Raw genomic sequence first — 14,923 nt, forward strand, 5'->3', positions numbered from 1 at the left:
GTTTGCGGGCCGTCGAGCCGGTGGCCAGGATCAGCACATCGTAAGGCTCGACCGTGCCGTCGGCGAAGGTGACGGTTTTCGCACCCGCGTCGATGGCGGTCGCCGTGACGCCGGTGCGCAGCGCGATATTCTGCTCGGCGTAGAAGCTTTCGGGGCGCAACAGCAGGTCTTCCAGACCCGCCTCCCCCTTCAGCCAGGCCTTGGACAGGGGCGGCCGCTGATAGGGCGGCGCAACCTCCTGCCCCGCCAGGACGATCTCTCCCTCGAACCCATACTGCCTCAGCAGCGCCGCCGCCGAGCCCCCCGCGTGTCCCGCGCCGATGATCACTACCTTGCTCATGGCGGACAGATAGAGTGGCCAAGCGCGACTAGCGAGTGGCCGTCAGCATTTTCCTCCCCTATGCCAATGGGGAGGGGGACCACGAAGTGGTGGAGGGGCTCTTTACCGCCCCGTCGCGTGAAGCAGGATCACGGCCAGAACGCCGTCGAGATGATCCCGAACATCCGTGGCCCGGATGCGCAGAACCTCAATCCCCTGCGTTTTCAACCATGCGGTTCGTCGCGAGTCGTGAGCGATTTGGCCCCGGTCGTCGTGCGTTGCGCCGTCGACCTCCACAGCGAGGCGCGCGGCAGGGCAGTAGAAGTCGAGGATGTAGGGGCCGACCGAATGCTGGCGGCGGAATTTCAGTCCTTCGAGGCCGCCGCCTTTGATCTGCGTCCATAGCCGCGCCTCGGGCGGCGTCAGGGCGCGACGCATCTTGGACGCGCGACGATAGATTTCGACGGTCGGCGGCATAGCCCCTCCACCACTACGTGGTCCCCCTCCCCACACGTGGGGAGGAAAAAGAGGTGACGTCAACTCACCTCTTGACCGTTCCATTGTTACAGCATAATGGAACGCGCCATGAGCACCGACGCCGCCAAGATCGCCCTGCTGGACGCCCTGCTCTCGCTGAAAACGCGGGAGGAGGCGGACGCCTTTCTGGCCGACCTATGCACCCCGGCCGAGCTGCGCGCCATGGCCGAGCGGTGGCAGGTCGCGCGGATGCTGGATGCCGGGGACAAGACCTATCGCGAGATCGCCGCCGAGGCCCCGGCCAGCCCGACCACCGTGGTGCGCGTCGCGCGCTCCCTGAAGGACATGCCGCACCAGGGCTATCGGCTGGTGCTGGACAGACTGAAAGCCTGAGTTGACATCATGAGCACGGTTCAGGGGCGGCTGCGTATCGCCGTCCAGAAATCCGGCCGCCTGGCCGAACGCAGCCTCGATCTGGTCCGCGATGCGGGCCTGCGCGTGGTCAAAGGAAACAACGACCTGCTGTATCGGATCGAGAACTATCCGATCGACCTGCTGCGGGTGCGCGACGACGACATTCCGACCTTCGTGGCGGACGGGGTCTGCGATCTGGGCATCGTCGGCGAGAACGTGCTGGAGGAAGTGAAGAACGGCGGGCCGAACGCCGAGGTCGTCATGCCGCTGGGCTTCGGCCGCTGCACGCTGAAGATCGCGACGCCGCCGGCGCTGGACTACGCCGGGCCGGCGTCATTGCAGGGCCTACGGATCGCCACCTCCTATCCTAAGGTTCTGCGCCGCTTTCTGGATGAGGCGGGCGTGGATGCGGACATCGTCACCATGCGCGGCGCGGTCGAAGTGGCCCCTCGGCTGAAGCTGGCCGCCGCCATCTGCGATCTGGTCTCCACAGGCGCGACGCTGGAGGCCAACGGTCTGAGCGCGCGCGACACGGTGCTGGACAGCCAGGCCGTGCTGATCAAGTCGCCGACCCCGCCCGAGGCCGGGCTTCAGCACCTGCTGGACTCCATCGTCGAGCGGATGGCGGGCGTGGTGTCCTCACAAGGGGCCAAATACGTGATGCTGAACGCGCCCCGCACGGCGCTGGACCGGATCACCGCCTTGCTGCCCGGCGCAGGGTCGCCGACCGTCATGCCCCTGTCGGGCCGTGACGACGCCGTGGCCGTCCACGCCGTCTGCCAGGAGGCGGTCTTCTGGGAGACGCTGGAGAAACTGAAGGCTGAAGGGGCGTCGGCCATCCTGGTCCTGCCCATCGAGAAGATGATGTGATGAAGCGTATCGACTGGAACCAACTCGACGCCGCCGGGCGCAAAGCCGCCCTGGCCCGCCCGCAACGCCGCACCGAAGGTTTCGTCTCCAGCGTGGTGCGCGAGATCTTCGACGACGTACGGGCGCGCGGCGGCGAGGCCGTGACCGACTGGGCGACCCGGCTGGACGGCGCCCCGCCGCGCCGCATCGCCATCACCGAGGCCGCCGCGACCAAGGCCCGCCGCGACCTGCCGCCCGCCGCCGCACGCGCCCTGCGCGTCGCCGCCGACAATGTGCGCGTCTTCCATCAGGCCACGAGGCCCGAGGACACCGCCTTCATCGAGACCACACCGGGCGTGAAGTCCAAACTGGTCTGGCGGCCGATCCGCTCGGCCGGGCTCTATGTTCCGGGCGGGACGGCGCCGTTATTCTCGTCGCTGCTGATGCTGGCCATTCCGGCAGGCGTGGCCGGGGTCGGGCGGCGCGTCGCCGTGACGCCGCCGTCGAAGGACGGCTCGGTCCACCCGGCCATGATCGCCGCCGCCGCCGAGGCGGGGCTGGACGAGCTGTGGCTGCTGGGCGGGGCGCAGGCCATCGCCGCCCTGACCTTCGGCGCGAAGCTAGAAGACGGCGTCATCGCGCCCGTCGACAAGCTGTTCGGCCCCGGCAACGCCTATGTGGCCGAGGCCAAGCGATACGCCTCCGCCCTGCCCGGCGGCCCGGCGCAAGACCTGCCGGCGGGGCCGTCGGAACTGCTGGTCATCGCCGACCGCGACGCCGATTTCGAGATCGTCGCCGCCGACCTGTTGAGCCAGGCCGAGCATGACGCGGACGCGCAGGTCATTCTGGTGTCTGACAGCGGCACGGCCCTGAGCGAGATCATCGCCGAGGTCGAGCGTCAGGTGGAGCGCCTGCCTCGCGCCGCCATCGCCCGCGCGTCTCTGGCCGAAGCCCGCGCCATCCGCGTGCGCGACAGGACCGAGGCGTGCGAGGTGGCGAACCTCTATGGCCCCGAACACCTGTCGATCCAGACGCAGGAAGCCGAGCGGCTGGTCGAGCGGATCAGCGCGGCGGGCGCCGTCTTCGTCGGGCGCTGGGCGGCGGAAACGCTGGGCGACTATGCGGCGGGGCCGAGCCACGTCCTGCCGACCGACGGCGCGGCGCGGACGCTGGGCGGCGTGACCACCGCCAGCTTCATGACCACCATGTCGGTCCAGACCGTCAGCGAACAGGGCGCCGCCGCCCTGGCCCCCGTCGCCGCCGCCCTGGCCCGGTTGGAGGGGCTGGAGGCCCACGCCAGAGCCGCCGACCTGAGGACCGCGGGATGATGAACGATCGCTTCCTTCTCCCCTTGAGGGAGAAGGTGGGCGCCAGAGGCGCTCGGATGAGGGGTGTGCTGGCTTCGCCCTCCTCCGTCTCGCCTTTGGACACCGCCCCCTCATCCGTCTCGCTACGCGAGCCACCTTCTCCCCCGAGGGGAGAAGGGTCATGACGCTGCCCGCGCCCTATCCGCCCCTCGTCTCCGGCGGAGACGGCCTGGATCGCTACCCCGTCGAGCCTGCCCCGCTGGCGACCCGCATGGCCGCGCTCTACGGCGTCGGCGCCGATCAGGTGCTGCCGACACGCGGGCTGACGCACGGGCTGGAGCTGGTCTGGCGCCTGGCTGCGCGCGACGGACTGAAGGTGCAGGCGCCGGACGCCGAACCCTATCAGAGGGTGGCCATCCTCTATGCCCGACCGGCTGCCAAGGCCGACACCGCCGCCGTGGTCATCCGCGCCCTCGGCTCGCCCGAGGCCGTGGCCGAGATGGCCGAGCGCGTCGCCCCCGCCCTGCTGGTCGTGGACGAGGGGCTGGTCGAGTTCGCCGAGGCGCCGTCCGCCGCCGCCGTGGTGAAGGGCCACGCCAATCTGATCGTGCTGCGCAGCCTGTCGCTGGCCTATGGGCTGGCCGGGGCGCGGGTCGGGGCGGCGGTGGCGCAAGCGCAGACGCTCGCCCGGCTGGCGAGCGTGCTGGAGCCCTACGCCCTGCCCGAGGTTTCGGTGCGGCTGGCCCTGCAGGCGCTGGATCCGTCGCGGATGATGGAGACGGCCGAACGCATCACCGGGGTGCGCCGCGAGCGCGCCCGCGTCGCCGAGGCCCTGTCGCGCATCATGGCGCTGGAGGCCGGGGTCGGGCCGGTGATCATCGCCAAACCCTCCGATCCGGCGGGCGTGGTCGAGGCCCTGCGCCGCTATGGTCTGGCCGCCGATCCGGCGGGCGAACGGGTGCGCCTGCCCGTCTCGCTGAAGCCCGAGGTCAACGACCGCCTGCTGGCCGCGCTCGGCGCCGCCAGCCCGGCCGCGCGACGCAACCGCACGGGTCAGGCCATCCGCGACACAAAGGAGACGCGCATCGTCTGCGCCGTCGATCTGGACAGCGTCGGGCCGGTGAAAATCGAAACCGGCGTCGGCTTCTTCGACCACATGATCGAACAGGTGGCGGCGCACGGAGGCTTCTCCATCCGCCTGTCGTGCGAGGGCGACCTGCACATCGACCCGCACCACACGATCGAGGACTGCGCCATTGCGCTGGGTCAGGCGCTGAAACAGGCGCTGGGCGAGCGGCGCGGCATCGGCCGCTATGGCTTCGTCCTGCCGATGGACGAGGCTGAGGCCAGCGTCTCCATCGACCTGTCGGGGCGACCCTATCCGGTGTTCGAGGGGGCGTTCGCCACGCCGATGCTGGGCGATTACCGCACTGACCTGACGGCGCACGTCGTGCGGTCGCTGGCCGAGAATCTGGGCGCAGCGATCCATGTCCGCGTCACCGGCGACGACGACCACCACAAGACCGAGGCCGTGTTTAAGGCGCTGGGGCGCGCCCTGCGTCAGGCGATCCGGGTGGAGGGCGATGTCGTGCCCAGCACCAAGGGCCTGCTGTGATGGCCGCGTCCGCCTTCCTTCTCCCCTCGGGGGAGAAGGCGGCCTGCGGAGCAGGTCGGATGAGGGGGCTGACCGCCTCACCCTCAACGTCAGCCGTCCTGCCTGCGGACACAGCCCCCTCATCCGAGCGCCTTCGGCGCCCACCTTCTCCCCCGAGGGGAGAAGGATGAGCGAGATCACCCTGATCGGTTACGGCTCGGGCAATGTGGCCTCGGTGCGGTTCGCGCTGGAGCGGCTGGGCGCGCGGGTGCGGATCACCGACGACCCTGCCGATGTGGCCGAGGCCGAGCGGATCATCCTGCCCGGCGTCGGCGCGGCCGGTTATGCCATGCAGCGGCTGAAAACGCTGGGCCTGATCGAGCCGCTGCGGCGGTTCCCTCGTCCCTTGCTGGGCGTCTGCCTGGGCCAGCAGTTGCTGTTCGACGCCAGCGCAGAGGACGAGGATGCCGAAAATGGGGGCGCCGACCTGCTGGGTCTGATCCCCGGCCGGGTCGAGGCCATCCTTCCCGCGCCGTCGCGCCCTTCGCCGCACATGGGCTGGAGCCGCCTGACGATCCGTCGCGACGACCCGCTGTTGGACGGCGTGAAAGACGGCGACTGGGCCTACTTCGTCCATGGCTTCGTCTGCCCCGACGGCCCGGCGACCCTCGCCGCCGCCGACTACGGCATCGCTGTCCCCGCCGTGGTCAACAGCGGCAACCGCTGGGGCTGCCAGTTTCACCCGGAACGGTCCGCCGCCGCCGGCGCGCGTATCTTGAAGAACTTTCTGGAGTTGCCCGCGTGATCATCTATCCCGCCATTGACCTGATCGACGGCCATGCGGTTCGCCTTCTGCACGGCGATTTCAGTCACGTGACCCGTTATGACGCCCATCCCGCCAACCGGCTGGCGGCCTTTGCCGCCGAGGGCGCCGAGTGGATCCACGTCATCGACCTGGACGGCGCCAAAGCGGGCGAGGCGCGCCAGTATGAACTGATCGGCGACATGGCCCGGGCCGTGCACATCAAGGTCCAATCCGGCGGCGGCGTCCGCTCGGCAAAGGATATCGAGCACCTGTTGGGCGCCGGCATCAGCCGTGTCGTCATCGGATCTCTGGCCGTCACCGATACGGATCAGGTGCTGAAATGGCTGGAACAGTTCGGCCCCGAGGTCATCACCCTGGCCCTCGACGTCAAGTATGAGGACGGTCAGCCCGTGCCCGCCCTGAAGGGCTGGACCCAGTCATCGGGTGTGGATCTGTGGAGCGTGCTGGATCGCTACCCAGTCGGAATGCTGCGCCATATCCTGATCACGGACGTCGGTCGTGACGGCGCCATGACCGGCCTGAATCAAGGACTGCTTTCCGAGGCCATCAACCGTCGGCCTGAGCTGGAGATTCAAGCTTCAGGCGGGGCAGCCGACCTCGACGACCTGATCGCAGCCAAGGCGATCGGCTGCGCCGGGGCCATTATCGGCCGCGCCCTCTATGCCGGCCGCTTTACCGTGGCCGAAGCCATCAAGGCCGTGAACAGGGTCCCGGTTTCGGCCAATGACCGCTAGGCGCATCATCCCCTGCCTCGACGTGAAGGACGGCCGCGTGGTCAAGGGCGTGCGGTTCGAGGGGCACGTCGACATGGGCGACGCCGCCGAACTGGCCGCGCGCTATCGCGATCAGGGCGCCGACGAACTGGTCTTCTACGACATCACCGCCAGCCCGGAAGGGCGAACGCTGGACTATGGCTGGGTGCAGGATATCGCCCGGCTGCTGGACATCCCCTTCTGCGTGGCGGGCGGCGTCCGCACGGTGGAGCAGGCGGCGCGCTGTCTCGACCACGGGGCGGACAAGGTGTCGATCAACTCGCCCGCGCTGGAGCGGCCCGAACTGATCGGCGAGATGGCCGCGCGGCTGGGGCGCCAATGCGTTGTCGTCGGCGTCGACAGCGCCTTTCAGGACGGCGAATGGCGGGTGCATCAATACACCGGCGATCCGCACGCCCGGCGCGGCGCCGGGCGGCTGACGATGGACTGGATCGTCGAGGCGCAAGGGTTGGGCGCGGGTGAGATCGTGCTGAACTGCATTGATCAGGACGGAGTGCGCAAAGGGTATGACGTGGCTCAGTTGGCCGAGGCGCGCAGGCGACTAACGATCCCGCTGGTGGCGTCCGGCGGAGCGGGCGCGGCTGAGCATTTCCGCGAGGTGTTCGTGGAGGCCGACGTGTCGGGCGCGCTGGCGGCCAGCGTGTTCCACTCGGGCGCGATCGCGATCCCCGAGTTGAAGCGTTATCTGGACCAGCAGGGCGTGGAGATGAGGATATGATGGCGTTCGACATTTCCAAGATCGACTTCGCCAAGGGCGGCGGCCTGATCCCCGCCGTGGTGCAGGACGCCGACACCCTTCAGGTGCTGACGCTGGCCTATATGGACGAAGCGGCGCTGCGTGAGACGCTGGACAGCGGACAGGCGACCTTCTTTTCACGCTCGCGCGGGGGGCGATGGCGCAAGGGCGAGACCTCGGGCGACTTCCTCAATGTCGTCTCGGTGACGCCCGACTGCGACGGCGATGCCGTGGTGGTAAAGGTGCGCCCGGTCGGCAACGCCTGCCATCTGAACCGCATCAGCTGCTTCGGCGACGAGGACGCGCCGGGGCTGGGCCGCATCGGGCGGCTGGAGCGCACCATCCATGTCCGGGCTCAGGCTGATCCCAACGACAGCTGGACCGCCCGCCTGATCGCCCAAGGCCCCAAACGCGCGGCGCAGAAAGTCGGCGAAGAGGGTGTCGAGACGGCTCTGGCCGGGGCGGCGGGAGATGATGCGGAACTCGCCAGCGAGGCGGCGGATTTGATCTATCACCTGCTGGTGCTTCTGCACGCGCGTGACATGGTGTTTCAGGACGTGCTGGACGTCTTGGCCCGGCGGGCGGAAGCGGCCACGATGAAGGCCGACGGCAAAGGCTGACGGCCCGCTGTGCGGGTCGGCCTCAAGCGAAGGAGACCTGGATGGCGACGCTGATACTGTTCGGAGGCGGGGGCGACCTCGCCCTGCGGATGTTGCTGCCGTCGCTGTATTTTCTGGATCACGACGGCCTGCTGCCGGACGGGTTGAAGATCATCGCCGCCGCCCGCACGGAGGAGACGACCGACGCCTATCTGGACCGCGTGCGCGCGGCGGTGCAGCCCCGCGCCGAGGCCGACGGCGCCTGGAGCGAAGACAGCTGGCGCCGACTGGCCAGGCGGCTGGAATACCTAGCGCTCGACGCCACAGACGCCGAAAGCCTGAAGCCGCTGAAGGCGCGCTGCGGCGAGGGCGCGGTCACGGCCTTTCTGGCGGTGTCGCCGTCGCTGTATGGCCGCATCGTCACGGCGATGAAGACGGCGGGTCTGGCCGGACCTGACGACCGCATCGTGCTGGAAAAGCCGGTCGGCCGTGATCTGGAAAGCTTCCGCGAAATCGACGACGCCGTGGCCCACGCCTTTGACGAGCGGCAGGTGTTCCGCATCGACCACTACCTCGGCAAGGAGACGGTGCAGAACCTGATCGCCCTGCGCTTCGGCAACGCCATCTTCGAACCGTTGTGGAACAATCTGACCGTCGACCATGTGCAGATCACGATCGGAGAGACGGTCGGCGTCGGCGATCGCTGGCCCTATTACGACGAATACGGCGCCCTGCGGGACATGGTGCAGAACCATATGCTGCAGCTGCTGTGCCTGGTGGCGATGGAACCGCCCAGCGATCTGGACCCGGACTCGGTGCGCAATGAGAAGGTGAAGGTGCTGCGCTCACTTCGCCCCGTCATGGCCGAGGACGCCGAGCGCGTCACCGTGCGCGGCCAGTATACGGCGGGAGAGGTCGAGGGGCGCCCGGTCGAAAGCTACCGGACCGAGCGCGGCCAACCGTCGGACACCGAAACCTTCGTGGCCATCCGCGCCGATATCGACAACTGGCGCTGGGCGGGGGTGCCCTTCTTCATGCGGACCGGCAAGCGGCTATCCGAAAAGCGCACCGAGATCGTCATCCAGTTCAAGCCGGTGCCCCACTCCATCTTCGGACATGGAGAGCGCGGAGACATCTATGACAACCGGCTGGTGATCGAGCTGCAGCCGGACGAGGACATCGCCCTGTCGGTGATGAACAAGAAGCCGGGGCTGGAGCAGCGGATGCAGCTTCAGCCGATCCGGATGAGCCTGTCGTGGGGGCAGGACGGCAAGGATGGCGCGCCGCCGCGTCGCCGCGTGGCCTATGAACGGCTGCTGCTGGACGCCCTGCACGGCGACTCTACCCTGTTCGTGCGCCGCGACGAGGCCGAGCAGGCGTGGAAATGGGTCGATGAGGTGGCGGACGCCTGGGCCTGCCGCGAGTGTCGGCCGCTGGATTACCCGGCGGGAAGCTGGGGGCCGGAGGCGGCCGACGTGCTGCTGTCGCGCACAGGGCGGAAGTGGAACGTGCGATGAGAAACGCCCACTGCTTTCCTTCTCCCCTCGAGGGAGAAGGTGGCCTGCGGAGCAGGTCGGATGAGGGGGCTGTGTCCGCCCGCTCGACCTTTGACGTCGCGACCATATCCGGCCGCCCCCTCATCCGAGCCCCGCTGCGGCCCACCTTCTCCCCCGAGGGGAGAAGGGAAGTGTCGGCATGATCCAGAATTTTCATAGCCGCGATGCTTGGGCGGACGCCGCCGCCGACCGGCTGGCCGGCGCGCTGGCGGATGCGCTGGCCGCTGACGGCCGCGCTCTGTTCGCCGGGTCGGGCGGGTCGACGCCGTCACCCATCTATACGCGGTTGGCGCAGAGCGATCTCGACTGGACCAAGGTCACGGCGACGCTGGTGGACGAGCGTTATGTGCCCGAGGCGTCGCCGGACTCGAACGCGGCCCTGTTGAAGCGCTCCCTGCTGATCGGACCGGCCGCCACCGCACGTTTCATCCCGCTCTATAGCCCCGCGGTGACGGTGGATCGGGCCGCCGCCCTCGCCTCTCAGGCATTGACCGCCGAGGGGCGGGCGCTGGACGCCGTCCTGCTGGGCATGGGCGAGGATGGGCATATCTGTTCGATGTTCCCCGGCAGTCCGACGCTGACCACCCTGCTGACGCCGAGCCTGAAACCCGCCGTCTATGGCGTGCCCGCCGGGCGCGACGGCGCGGCGCCGCCGCAGGAGCGGCTGACGCTCAACCTTTCGTGGCTGGCCGGCGCCCGGCGCGTGGTGTTGGCCCTGACCGGGGCGAAGAAGCGCGCCGTGTTCGAGCGCGAGGCGGCGGGCGACCCCGCCGTCAGCCCTGTCGCTGCCCTGATCGCGGCGAACGCCCCCCTTGAAGTGTTGTGGACGGAGGCCGGGTGATGGCGCTCAATCCTGTGGTGGCCGAGGTCACCGCCCGCATCGTCGAACGCAGCCGCAAGACCCGCGCCGACTATCTGCGCCGCATGGACGCGGCGACGGGGTCGGGGTCCGGGCGGGCCAAGCTGTCCTGCGCCAACTGGGCCCACGCCTTCGCCGGTCAAACCGTGGCCGACAAGCTGACGGCCATGACCGGCGCCCAGCCCAACCTCGGCGTCGTCACCGCCTATAACGACATGCTGTCGGCGCATCAGCCGTTCGAACGCTTTCCCGATATCATCAGACACGCCGCACGCGAGGTCGACGCCACGGCGCAGGTGGCAGGCGGAACCCCGGCCATGTGCGACGGCGTCACCCAAGGACGCCCCGGCATGGAGCTGAGCCTGTTCAGCCGCGACGTCATCGCCATGTCGACGGGAGTGGCCCTGACCCACGACGCCTTCGACGCCGCCCTGATGCTGGGGGTGTGCGACAAGATCGTGCCGGGCCTGTTCATGGGGGCGCTGGCGTTCGGCCATCTGCCCGTCGTCTTCGCCCCGGCCGGGCCGATGCCCAGCGGCCTTCCCAACGCCGAGAAGGCCCGCGTCCGCGCCGAATATGCGCAGGGGCTGATCGACCGCGCCGAACTGCTGAAAAGCGAGATCGCCTCCTATCATTCGCCCGGCACCTGCACCTTCTACGGCACGGCCAACTCCAACCAGATGATGATGGAGATCGCCGGGCTGCATATGCCCTCGACCGCCTTCGTCCACCCGGATACGGGCCTGCGCGACGCCCTGACGGCGGCGGCGGCCAAGCGGGCGATCGAACTGGCGCGCGAAGGCAAAGGTCGACTGGCCGACGTCGTGTCGGAAAAGACCATCGTCAACATGATCGTCGCCCTGCTGGCCACCGGCGGCTCGACCAATCACGCCATCCATCTGGTCGCCATGGCGCGGGCGGCGGGGGTGCTGATCGACTGGACCGACATGGACCAGCTGTCCTCGGTCACGCCGCTGCTGGCGCGCGTCTATCCGAACGGTTCAGCCGATGTGAACGCCTTCCAGGCGGCCGGCGGTGTCGCCTTCGTCACCCGAGAACTGGTCGAGGCGGGCAACCTGCATCCCGATGTGACGACCATCATGGGCCGAGGACTGGAGGCTTATTTCAAGGAGCCGCGGCTGGAGGACGGCGAACTGGTCTGGCGCGACACGGTGAAGCAGAGTCTGGATCTCAGCATCCTGCGCCCCGCCTCCGACCCGTTCGACCGCGAGGGCGGCCTGCGGCTGGTGCAGGGCGATCTGGGCCGAGCGGTCATCAAGATCTCGGCAGTGAAGCCTGAGAACCGCATCGTCGAGGCTCCCGCCGCCGTGTTCGAGACGCAGGAAGACGCGCTTCAGGCCTTCAAGGACGGGAAGCTGAACCGCGACGTCGTGGTGGTGCTGCGCTTTCAGGGACCGCGCGCCAATGGAATGCCGGAACTGCACAGCCTATCCCCGGCGCTGAGCGTGCTGCAGGACAAGGGCTTCAAGGTCGCCTTCGTCACCGACGGCCGCATGTCGGGCGCCAGCGGCAAGACGCCCGCCGCCATCCACGTCAGCCCCGAGGCGCTGGCGGGCGGGCCGCTGGCCCATGTCCGCGACGGCGACGTCATTCGTCTGGACCCCGAGGCCGGAGTGCTGACCACGGTCGACGTCGGCGACCTGTCCGCCCGTCCGGCGGCGACACGCTCGCGCGCCCATGCCGAGGGCTCGTCCTGGGGCTATGGCCGCGAGCTGTTCGGCGCCTTCCGCCAGGCGGTGTCGGCGGCGGAAGCAGGGGCCAGCGTCTGCTTCGCCTCCGCCATCGGCGCCGATGGCCATGACGACGGCCCGCCCGACCCCAATCTCGTCGACCGGACGGTCGACGCCTGAAGGAGAGCCGCATGACCGATCCCCTGCTTCTGGTCGGCGACGTCGGCGGCACCAACGCCCGCTTCGCCCTGGCCCGCATGGTCGACGGTCGCCCTCGACTGGAGCATTTCGAGAGCTTTCCCGCCGAGACCCACCCGACCTTTCTGGAGGGGGTGAAGGCCTATCTCGACGGCTGCCCGGTCCAGCCGACGGGCGGCGTCATCGCCGTGGCCGGGCCGGTGACGGACGGCGCCATCGACCTGACCAACTCGCCCTGGCGCGTATCGGAGGGCGAGCTTCAGACGCTGGGGCTGAACCCGATCCGGCTGATCAACGATTTCGAGGCCCTGGCCTGGGGCGCGCCGGTCGTGCCCGAAGACGAACTGGCGTCTCTGGGCGGCCCGGCCCAGGGCGACCCGCACGCCGCCATCGCCCTGGTCGGACCGGGAACGGGCTTCGGCGTCTCCGCCTTGGCGCGTGATGCTCACGGCCGCGAGATGGCCCTGCCCAGCGAGGGCGGCCACGCCTGTTTCGCGCCCGGCGATCCTGTCGAGGACGAAGTGCTGCGCATCCTGCGCCGCCGGTATGACCGCGTCTCGATCGAACGGCTGATCTGCGGGCCGGGCCTGCTGAACCTGCACCGCGCACTGGCCGAGATCGACGGCCGCGAGACCCATATCGACGACCCCGCCCAGATCACGGCCCAGGCGCTGGACGATCCGAACAGCCCCTGCGGCGCCACCCTGGCCCGTTTCTGCGCCATGCTGGGCGCGGCGGCTGGGGACATCGCCCTGACCACCGGGGCGCGCGGCGGGGTCTATATCGCCGGCGGGATCGTGCCGCGCATCCTGCCCTTCATCCAGGCCAGCCCCTTCCGTCGACGGTTCGAGCGCAAGGGTCGGTTCCAGGACTATATGGCCGCTATTCCGACCAAGGTGATCCTGCATAAACACGCCGCCCTTCTGGGCGCCGCGCGCGTGGCATTCGCCGAGGCGGGCTGAAAATGTGATCACGGACGCGTGAACCGAATGTGATCCAGCGAGTTTCCAAGGTTCAACCATCTGGAGCATCACCATGCGCAAACTCGTTCTCGCCGCCGTCTCCGTCGCCGCCCTGACCGGCCTAGCCGCCTGCCAGAACCCGGCCGAAAAGGAAGCCGACGCCCGCGCCGACGCCGTGGAGGCCCAGGCCGATGTGACGGCGACCCAGCTTGAGAACCAGGCCGACGCCGCCCCGACCGCGGCCCAGGCCGACGCCCTGAACGCTCAGGCTGACGCCGTGGAGAAAAAGGCCGATGAGAAGGCCGACGCCATCAAGGCCGAGGCCGGCAACATCGATGGCGGCATGACCACCTCGAACACGCCGCCGAAGTCCTAAACGGACCTCGCATAGAAGAAGGGCCCCGTCGCGATCGCGGCGGGGCCCTTTTCATATCGGATCAGGGGAAGGCTTCAGACCTTGCCCTTTTCAAAGCCGGTCCAGCAGTCGTCGTAGTCGAGCTGCATCAACGGCGTCTGTTCGGCCCAGGCCGTGGTGCGGATCGGCATCCGCGTCTCGAACATGAAGGCCAGGGTGTTCTCGATCTTGTGCGGCTTGAGATCCGCCTTCGTCGCGCCGTCCCAGCTGGCCTGGTCCGGGCCGTGGCCGCTCATGCGGTTGTGCAACGAGGCGCCGCCGGGGGCGAAGCCGCCCGCCTTGGCGTCATACTCGCCGAAGATCAGCCCCATGAACTCGCTCATGACGTTGCGGTGGAACCACGGCGGGCGGAAGGTGTCCTCGGCCACCATCCAGCGCGGCGGGAAGATGACGAAGTCGCAGTTGGCCGTGCCGGGCGTGTCGCTGGGCGAGGTCAGGACAGTGAAGATCGACGGGTCCGGGTGGTCGAAGCTGACCGTGCCGATGGTGTTGAACCGCGCCGTGTCATAGCGATAGGGGGCGTAGTTGCCGTGCCACGCCACAACGTCCAGCGGGCTGTGGTCGAAGGTCGTAGCCCACAGCTGGCCGCCGTATTTCTGTACGCACTGCGTCGGGCGATCCACGTCCTCGAAGGTGGCGACCGGCGTCTCGAAGTCGCGCGGATTGGCCAGGCCGTTCGAGCCGATGGGGCCGAGGTCCGGCAGGCGGAAGGGCGAACCGTAGTTCTCGCAGACATAGCCGCGAACTTCGCCATCCACCTCGACCCGGAAGCGCACGCCGCGCGGGATGACGACGATGTGGCCCGGCGCGGCCTCGATCACGCCCATCTCGGTGACGAAGCGCTGCGCCCCTTGCTGCGGCACGATCAGCAATTCGCCGTCGGCGGAATAGAAGACGCGGTCGACCATCGAACGGTTGGCGACATAGAGGTGGACGCCCACGCCCGTCCCGGAATCGGCGTCGCCGTTACCACCATAGGTGGTCAGCCCCTCGACCCAGTCGGTCGGCTGGTCCGGCATGGTCAGCGGATCCCAGCGCATCCGGTTGGGATTGGGCGGCGTCTCGGTGAAGGGGCCGGAGCGCACACGGCCTTGCGCGAACGGCTGATACGGCCCGTGCTGGGCCGAGGGCCGCAGGCGATACAGCCAGCTGCGCAGATTGTGGTCGCGCGGGGCGGTGAAGGCCGCGCCCGACAGCTGTTCGGCATAGAGGCCCAGCGCCGGGCGCTGCGGCGAGTTGCGGCCGACCGGCAGGGCGCCGTCCATCGCCTCGGTGGCGAAGTGGTTGGCGAAGCCTGTCTGATAGGCGGGCGCGTTGGATCGCGTCATGTCGTTTCTCCCTTGCGGGA

The 14,923-nt window shown here is 69.0% G+C and carries 16 protein-coding genes; 13 read left to right on the forward strand and 3 right to left on the reverse strand.

Going from position 1 to position 14,923, the window contains the following annotated elements:
- Together FM111_RS08110 and FM111_RS08115 are read right to left on the reverse strand one after the other, a co-directional pair.
- Positions 1-340, reverse strand: a 340-nt coding sequence (locus FM111_RS08110; RefSeq protein WP_179205056.1) for an FAD-dependent oxidoreductase, incomplete at its 3' end; no start/stop codon positions are given.
- Between the two features lie 102 nt (positions 341-442).
- Positions 443-796 (reverse strand): endonuclease domain-containing protein, encoded by a 354-nt coding sequence (locus FM111_RS08115; protein WP_087140462.1) that lies wholly within the window; start codon positions 794-796, stop codon positions 443-445.
- A gap of 96 nt (positions 797-892) precedes the next feature.
- Between FM111_RS08115 and FM111_RS08120 the strand changes: the two genes are divergently transcribed.
- The 13 genes from FM111_RS08120 to FM111_RS08180 all read left to right on the forward strand — a co-directional run bounded on the left by FM111_RS08120 (position 893) and on the right by FM111_RS08180 (position 13,536).
- Positions 893-1,189 (forward strand): YerC/YecD family TrpR-related protein, encoded by a 297-nt coding sequence (locus FM111_RS08120; RefSeq protein WP_087140463.1) that lies wholly within the window; start codon positions 893-895, stop codon positions 1,187-1,189.
- Positions 1,190-1,198: 9 nt separating this feature from the next.
- Positions 1,199-2,080 carry an ATP phosphoribosyltransferase gene (hisG, locus tag FM111_RS08125; RefSeq protein WP_087140464.1) on the forward strand — a complete coding sequence of 294 codons (882 nt, stop codon included), beginning with the start codon at positions 1,199-1,201 and terminating at the stop codon, positions 2,078-2,080.
- Entirely contained in the window at positions 2,080-3,387 is a 1,308-nt protein-coding gene (hisD, locus tag FM111_RS08130) for a histidinol dehydrogenase (protein WP_087140465.1), read from the forward strand. Before hisG ends, hisD begins: the two co-directional genes overlap by 1 nt.
- Before the next feature lie 160 nt (positions 3,388-3,547).
- Complete coding sequence (hisB, locus tag FM111_RS08135; protein ID WP_087140466.1) at positions 3,548-4,981, forward strand: imidazoleglycerol-phosphate dehydratase HisB; 1,434 nt, start codon at positions 3,548-3,550, stop codon at positions 4,979-4,981.
- A gap of 166 nt (positions 4,982-5,147) precedes the next feature.
- Positions 5,148-5,765: an imidazole glycerol phosphate synthase subunit HisH gene (hisH, locus tag FM111_RS08140; protein WP_087140467.1), complete on the forward strand. Its 618-nt coding sequence runs from the start codon at positions 5,148-5,150 to the stop codon at positions 5,763-5,765.
- Positions 5,762-6,520, forward strand: a complete 759-nt coding sequence (hisA, locus tag FM111_RS08145) for a 1-(5-phosphoribosyl)-5-[(5-phosphoribosylamino)methylideneamino]imidazole-4-carboxamide isomerase (protein WP_087140468.1) — start codon at positions 5,762-5,764, stop codon at positions 6,518-6,520. Before hisH ends, hisA begins: the two co-directional genes overlap by 4 nt.
- The gene (hisF, locus tag FM111_RS08150; RefSeq protein WP_087140469.1) at positions 6,510-7,277 is read left to right on the forward strand and encodes an imidazole glycerol phosphate synthase subunit HisF; all 768 of its coding nucleotides are present in this window, start codon (positions 6,510-6,512) and stop codon (positions 7,275-7,277) included. Before hisA ends, hisF begins: the two co-directional genes overlap by 11 nt.
- Positions 7,277-7,915: a bifunctional phosphoribosyl-AMP cyclohydrolase/phosphoribosyl-ATP diphosphatase HisIE gene (gene hisIE / locus FM111_RS08155; RefSeq protein WP_087140470.1), complete on the forward strand. Its 639-nt coding sequence runs from the start codon at positions 7,277-7,279 to the stop codon at positions 7,913-7,915. Before hisF ends, hisIE begins: the two co-directional genes overlap by 1 nt.
- 41 nt (positions 7,916-7,956) lie before the next feature.
- A complete protein-coding gene (gene zwf / locus FM111_RS08160) occupies positions 7,957-9,411 on the forward strand; it encodes a glucose-6-phosphate dehydrogenase (protein ID WP_087140471.1) in 1,455 nt (484 codons plus the stop codon).
- 178 nt (positions 9,412-9,589) lie between these two features.
- Positions 9,590-10,291: a 6-phosphogluconolactonase gene (gene pgl, locus FM111_RS08165; protein ID WP_087140472.1), complete on the forward strand. Its 702-nt coding sequence runs from the start codon at positions 9,590-9,592 to the stop codon at positions 10,289-10,291.
- Positions 10,291-12,180: a phosphogluconate dehydratase gene (edd, locus tag FM111_RS08170; RefSeq protein WP_087140473.1), complete on the forward strand. Its 1,890-nt coding sequence runs from the start codon at positions 10,291-10,293 to the stop codon at positions 12,178-12,180. The genes pgl and edd overlap by 1 nt, the downstream gene beginning before the upstream one ends.
- A gap of 11 nt (positions 12,181-12,191) precedes the next feature.
- Positions 12,192-13,160, forward strand: coding sequence for a glucokinase (gene glk / locus FM111_RS08175; protein ID WP_087140474.1), 969 nt, complete (start codon positions 12,192-12,194; stop codon positions 13,158-13,160).
- A gap of 73 nt (positions 13,161-13,233) precedes the next feature.
- Entirely contained in the window at positions 13,234-13,536 is a 303-nt protein-coding gene (locus FM111_RS08180) for a hypothetical protein (protein ID WP_087140475.1), read from the forward strand.
- A 74-nt stretch (positions 13,537-13,610) separates the two neighbouring features.
- Here the strand turns inward: FM111_RS08180 and hmgA are convergent, their stop codons facing one another.
- Positions 13,611-14,903: a homogentisate 1,2-dioxygenase gene (hmgA, locus tag FM111_RS08185; RefSeq protein WP_087140476.1), complete on the reverse strand. Its 1,293-nt coding sequence runs from the start codon at positions 14,901-14,903 to the stop codon at positions 13,611-13,613.
- Between the last annotated feature and the right edge of the window lie 20 nt (positions 14,904-14,923).

Origin of the sequence: Brevundimonas diminuta 3F5N (genome assembly GCF_900163625.1) — a bacterium.
Lineage (GTDB): Bacteria > Pseudomonadota > Alphaproteobacteria > Caulobacterales > Caulobacteraceae > Brevundimonas > Brevundimonas diminuta_A.